Source organism: Psychrobacter communis (genome assembly GCF_014836505.1).
Taxonomy (GTDB): Bacteria; Pseudomonadota; Gammaproteobacteria; order Pseudomonadales; family Moraxellaceae; genus Psychrobacter; species Psychrobacter faecalis.
In genome coordinates, this window is sequence record NZ_JACSQR010000065.1 from 1 (window position 1) to 3,763 (window position 3,763).

4 protein-coding genes are annotated in these 3,763 nt (G+C 40.4%); 1 reads left to right on the forward strand and 3 read right to left on the reverse strand.

The features are described from left to right. Positions 1-377 precede the first annotated feature (377 nt). Entirely contained in the window at positions 378-2,060 is a 1,683-nt protein-coding gene (locus H9653_RS12575; protein ID WP_225211763.1) for a MobA/MobL family protein, read from the reverse strand. Positions 2,061-2,285: 225 nt separating this feature from the next. Here H9653_RS12575 and H9653_RS12175 point away from each other — a divergent pair, with 225 nt between their 5' ends. Next, positions 2,286-2,702 (forward strand): hypothetical protein, encoded by a 417-nt coding sequence (locus H9653_RS12175; RefSeq protein ID WP_191692564.1) that lies wholly within the window; start codon positions 2,286-2,288, stop codon positions 2,700-2,702. Here the strand turns inward: H9653_RS12175 and H9653_RS12180 are convergent. Then, positions 2,699-3,001 (reverse strand): hypothetical protein, encoded by a 303-nt coding sequence (locus H9653_RS12180; protein WP_191692565.1) that lies wholly within the window; start codon positions 2,999-3,001, stop codon positions 2,699-2,701. The genes H9653_RS12175 and H9653_RS12180 overlap by 4 nt on opposite strands. Before the next feature lies 1 nt (position 3,002). Further along, positions 3,003-3,191: a hypothetical protein gene (locus H9653_RS12185; protein ID WP_225211764.1), complete on the reverse strand. Its 189-nt coding sequence runs from the start codon at positions 3,189-3,191 to the stop codon at positions 3,003-3,005. Positions 3,192-3,763 lie beyond the last annotated feature (572 nt).

The following is a 3,763-nucleotide window of genomic DNA, read 5'->3' on the forward strand; positions in this document are numbered from 1 at the left end:
CTTTTGCTAGACGCAGTCGTCACCGTGACCTGCCACCCATCTAGCGGACACAGATACAGAGAGAGCAGCACTAGGCTATAACGGAGAAATAAACGGTTTATGTATGATAAATCGTAACAGAGAGTTGAGTTTTGAGCAGGATATGAATAAAATAGCCCTATTAGCGGGTACTCTAGTACTGGTCAAGTAACGCACTGCGAATGCTTATTTGTCCGTTACAGTGTGCTGATACACGCTGTAACCGTTAACCGACATAGTAATACTAAACGCTCCGCACGTTCAACCGTGCGGAGCGTTTTTTTGTGCGTAAAGTGGCAGAATTTTCTCTTGTAACGGGTACTGTTGGATAAAAAAATATTTATTAAAAATTGTAAAAATCACATTCCAAGGTCGTAATCGTCATTACGCAGGGTAGATTTTACGGGCTGAGATTGCCTTTGTGGCTGTTTTTGCGGCTCGTGCATTGGCTCAGGTGGGTTTATGTCATTAAGTCTTTTTAAGTCACTTATGTCGCATCTGAGAGCGTATTTATCAGTGAATTTCTCAATCCCTAAATCTCCGTAATCGTACCTCACTTGCTTATCGCTTAAATTTTTGAGCATAAATTCTTTAATTGATTGAGCAGTCTTATTGTTTGCTAGGTGGCTGTTATCGCCTTCATCTAATACCACCTCATGCCCATCGCGCATAGCTTGAAGTAGGTGGTTGATCATCTCGCCGATAGGCACATTGCCCGACAGCTCATTATCTTTTCTTCGACTATATTTATTAATTACGGTTGATTCCATTCTAATATTCACGAGTTCGAACGGTGGGCGCTTACCTATAGCTGCCCTATCAGCTGCTAATCGCTCCTGAGCTGCCTTCTCCGCTGCTAATCGCTCCTGAGCTGCCTTCTCCGCTGCTAATCGCTCCTGTGCCGCCTTCTCCGCTGCTAATCGCTCCTGTGCTGCCTTCTCCGCTGCTATACGCTCTTGTTGTTTCCGTTCCGCTGCTAGCCTTTGCTCTTCAAGCTCTCTAATGATTTGGTCAAGCTGTTCACTTGTACTTGTAATGAGCTGTTTACTGTCATTAACTCTTTGTTTTGTGTTAGTAACGAGTTGTTCGCTGATGCTAATTCTTTTTGTAGAACTTTCGATTCTTTGTTCATAACGTTGATGCTTTTTACTTGACCATATAATTCTTCGTTCTCGATCCTCAATGATTGATTGAGAGTAGTTAATTGCGTCACTTGCTGTGTTAATTGTTCTATCTGCTTGTTCATGGTATTTCTCGTATTTCTCGTTAATGGCTGATAACTCAGCAACAATATTAATAGCCTGGCCATCTAATTTAGCGTTGTTAAATTTTGCGGTGGCGGTGAGTAGATCAGTATAGATTTCTTCGACATCTGCGCGTTTAATTTGCTGCATTGACAGGTTCACTGGGTCTCTATCAATACCTTGATCTGCAAGGCTTTTCATGCTTATTCTAGCGTCTGACCCAGCCAACTCAAGATGAGAGTTACATAGTTTTTCCCATCTGTCGCGTTGGTCTTTTAACTCTAACTTTCTTTCATCTGCGAGCTTGGGGGTATTAGCTTTCTTAGCGCCTCCCTTCTCTGGGTTCTTGCTATTGTGCCGCTTGAAATATTGATCGGGATCGCGATCTATACCATCGATCAAGCGCTCGCTAAACATAATATGCGCGTGTGGCTGCTCTCCTCCGTCCATCGCTAGGGGGTTATGTATGGCGTATTGATAGGCGTGTTTTTCTCCAATCTCTTGCTCAATCCATTCTTTGATTAGCTCATGTCTTTGCTCTGCTGTTAGTTCACGAGGTAAGGCAATCACATGCTCTCGATATGAAGTACCATTTTTACGTTCATGTTCATCGGACATTTTCCAAAAAAAATTCGGATCAGCTTGCGCCCAATCAGGCATATTGCCGCTACCTGTTGCCTCTAATTTTTCTATTTTGTCGTTATGCTTAGCATACTTACCTTCTCTCGCTATATACATAGCGTGAGGTCCTGCTTTTCCTTTTGGTCCTACTCCAACACTTAATCGACCGATTGCCATTTTTTTGCTCTTTTCTTTTTGCCAGTCGATAGACTGGTTGGGGTTTTTAAGGGGGTATTTTCCCCCTTAACACGCAGTTTCTTATTATGTACCGATAGGGGAATAATGAGAAACTACTAAGCGTGCCTTATCTTCCTCAGATAAGGTTAAAACATATCGCTATACAAATATTATCATAGAATGCTAGGATCATGTGAAGCCTAAAAAATAAGGAGTAATTGAATTATGGCTAACATCGACACAGACTATCTAAATTCGCTTGTCACGCGATTTAAAGCCTATAAGAAGCCTAATGACACTCAAAAACTTATTATCGCACTAGGAGAGCTACAAGAGCGCTCAGATGATGATGATAAAAAGCTCTCTGTATTGTTAAGAGCTGAGAAAAAAGCAGATGAATTAGTGAAGGCTCGTGCTGCTACCCAGCGAATTATGAACGCTGAAAAAGCAGCCGCGAGAAAATTAGACACAAGGAAGAAAGTGATATGGGGGGCAGCTCTAAAAGCAGGAGCTAAAAATGACGCTCAAATCGCTCAGTTGATGCGGAAACTGTATAATGAGGGGTATGTAGCAGAAAAAGATAAGGACGCTGTAAGAGCTGATTACAAGGCTCTCACAACGTCTAATAATTTAAGTTTCTAAATCTCGGAATTTTTACTGCGCTCAACAGCCCTAAACCATTCCTGCATAGTGTCATCGAATTTCGATCCAGTTTGCATTATCTCACCGATGCTTGCAGCTGGATCGTTCTCGCTAAAACGTCCACAGTAACGCTTATATTCGCCTGTAGCACCATCATAGCACTGGACAAAGCCGATGATCAGATCATCGTCACACCTGCCTAGAGTTGGATTATATCCCCCTCTTTCAAGAACTATCTTGTTAAAAAAACAGCGCTCGTCTGTGTCATCATAGAATCGTGTTCCATGTTCAACTCTCATTTTATCTTCCTTTGGTTTTTTTTGATGTTTGGAACAGGTCAGCTTGTCCATATTTTGCAGCATACTCTCGCATAAACGCCCTAACAGCTTGAGATGCAGTAGTATCTTGGTTTTCACAAGCATGTTTGAAGGCATCAAGTAGGTTTTCTTCTACTTTAGCGGTAAATAGCTTATCTTTATTGATTTTCATGATATTCTCGTATATACGTGGTGTATAATAAGTATATACTTGGTATATATGAATATCAATGAATAATTACAGTTTATTCCATTTAATTTTTTTCGCGCTTTTTATATATACGTGGTATATACGTTTTCAGTATAATCAAGTTATTTTTTAGAGTTTAGATAAGTATCTTTTCACATTAGGCTTGTGAGTCGTAGATTGGAATTGCGACTCTCTTTTTTTTATTTTAGGTTTTTATTTATTATTTTTTTTTGGTTAATTTCTTATATATATATATTATAAATTTTTCTCTGTAGCCCTTATGTTATATAGCCTAGTGGGCTATATAACACTAAATAGCCTAAGCACGTTCCGATGCTGATTTTGGAGCCTTGAGCTGATTTCAAGGAACACTCACCCTAAAGCATTTATGAGTATTTTTTTAGCATACTCACAAATACTTTAGTGCATTCCTTGGATTTGATGTGATTAGTCATGCCGACTTCATCGCCCATCGCATCATCAAGACCGTATCACTGTATCAAGCTACGGTTGTTAAGATTACGGCTGATAGCACCGCCTAGACACGCTCTTAA